Source organism: Holdemania filiformis DSM 12042 (assembly GCF_000157995.1).
Lineage (GTDB): Bacteria > Bacillota_I > Bacilli_A > Erysipelotrichales > Erysipelotrichaceae > Holdemania > Holdemania filiformis.
On sequence record NZ_GG657556.1, the window covers coordinates 556,957 to 558,693 of the forward strand.

General features: G+C 51.2%; 3 protein-coding genes and 1 tRNA gene. All 4 read left to right on the top strand.

Annotated elements, in window-relative coordinates; translation table 11 throughout:
• On the top strand, window positions 1-277 hold a 277-nt coding region (locus HOLDEFILI_RS19665), incomplete at its 5' end, for a GerMN domain-containing protein (protein ID WP_006059183.1).
• A gap of 40 nt (window positions 278-317) precedes the next feature.
• Window positions 318-791 (top strand): metallophosphoesterase family protein, encoded by a 474-nt coding sequence (locus HOLDEFILI_RS08500; protein WP_006059184.1) that lies wholly within the window; start codon window positions 318-320, stop codon window positions 789-791.
• Window positions 792-1,181: 390 nt separating this feature from the next.
• Window positions 1,182-1,258, top strand: a tRNA-Arg gene (locus HOLDEFILI_RS08505).
• Between the two features lie 145 nt (window positions 1,259-1,403).
• On the top strand, window positions 1,404-1,737 hold a 334-nt coding region (locus tag HOLDEFILI_RS19670), incomplete at its 3' end, for a hypothetical protein (RefSeq protein ID WP_039864385.1).

Consider the following 1,737-nt stretch of genomic DNA (forward strand, 5'->3'; position numbering starts at 1 on the left):
CAGTCAGTTGAAGCAGCCGTTAGCCGAAACGCCGTTAACAGTGCTGGACTGTGCGCTGGATGAGGGGCTGTTGACGATCAATGTCAGCGGCGAGATCCTGGATGAGGAAAAGAAGGTCAACGAGGAATTGGTTACCAGTCTGCTTCTGAGCATCCAAAGCTCGCTGGGCGTCAGCCAGGTTCAGCTGCAGGTCGACGGCGTCACGGTCAATCTCAGCGGCGTCAACGATGATCCGATCGATCTGAATTCCTTAATTCTCAATCAAATATTGCTTTAAGGAAGGCGGCAAATCTGATATTATAAGTACAGGTGGTAAAATGAAGATAGTAGTGGTGAGCGATAACCACGGTCGGACTGAACCGCTGGAGCAGATTTTAGAGCTTCATCGGGATGCGGATGTGTTTATCCATTGCGGGGACAGCGAACTGCCGCCGCAGTTTTTACAGGGGTATGTGTGCGTCAGGGGCAACAATGATTTTTATTATGAATATCCGGAGATGAAAATTCTAGAGCTGGAGAATCATCGCATGATGATTGTCCATGGTCATCATCATCTGTATATGGGACAGCTTGACATGTTGGTCAGCAAAGCGCGGCGTCAAGGCTGCGACTTTGTGTTTTACGGCCACACGCATATCTTTTCCAGCCAGCAGCGCGACGGCGTGATTCTTGTGAATCCGGGCGCGCTGTCCCGCAACCGCGACGGCACGCCGCCGTGTTACGCGGTGATTACAATCGACGGGAACGACGTCAGTATCGAACGCGTCAACTGGACGCGGCCGCGGGACTGAAGGCTTACAAGTGTACAGGGAAGAAGTTGAAAATCAACAACGAGCGCTGATTTTCAACTTTTACTTTTCACTGATCAACGGCGAGGAACCGGAGCGGCCGGTAGCCTGCCGGTTCGTTTTGTCAGCGATTTCGCCAGCGATGAAAGTGGGTGTTCTTTAAACTGTGTTCAGACAGCGGACGGCTACACCCGTTCATCGAGTTCTTTTCACGGAAGTCAGGAAAGATCATAAAAAGATTCAAAGGTTCTCTCGCTGCGCCAAGGCACTCAGGCGTTCCTGTTTCGCAGCACTCAAGTCTAGGCAGCGGTAACAAAATATGCCAAAATCGCTTGCATTCTTCGATGGTTTTTGATATTATGATTGAGCGTTCAAAACGTGATAAAAAACAATGTCCCGGTAGCTCAGCTGGATAGAGCATGCGCCTTCTAAGCGCACGGTCAGGGGTTCGAGTCCCTTCCGGGACGCCACTTTGGAAAAACAAAAGTCCTTCGTTGAAGGATTTTTTTTGTACGATCACAGGCAAAAAACATGCCGCTGCAAGCGGGGTGTGCTATAATAAGATCAGCTAAAAGAAGGATTCCTTCTTTTATTTTTGAACAAGGAGTGATGACGATGAGTTCAGGATTTTATGCGGAATGTCTTGAAGAAATCGCACAGCTGATCCGCCAGGGCCGCATTCCGGAAGCCCGGGCGAAAGTGGATACGGAGCTGGCGATGCCCTATGTGCCTTCCGACGTGCTGCCGGCGCTGCAGGATTTTGACCGGCAGCTGCGCTTGCTTGCGGCGGAAAACCGCAAACCGGGCGTTGGGGTGATGAGTCTGGAGGAGATTGAGGAAGGCTTGAAAGGAGATCGCGAACATCAGCTGCAGGCGGTCGATGCGCTGCATGGGATGAATTTGCGCTCCTGTCTGGATTTGATCCGCGCCTATCTGGAAACGGATCCCG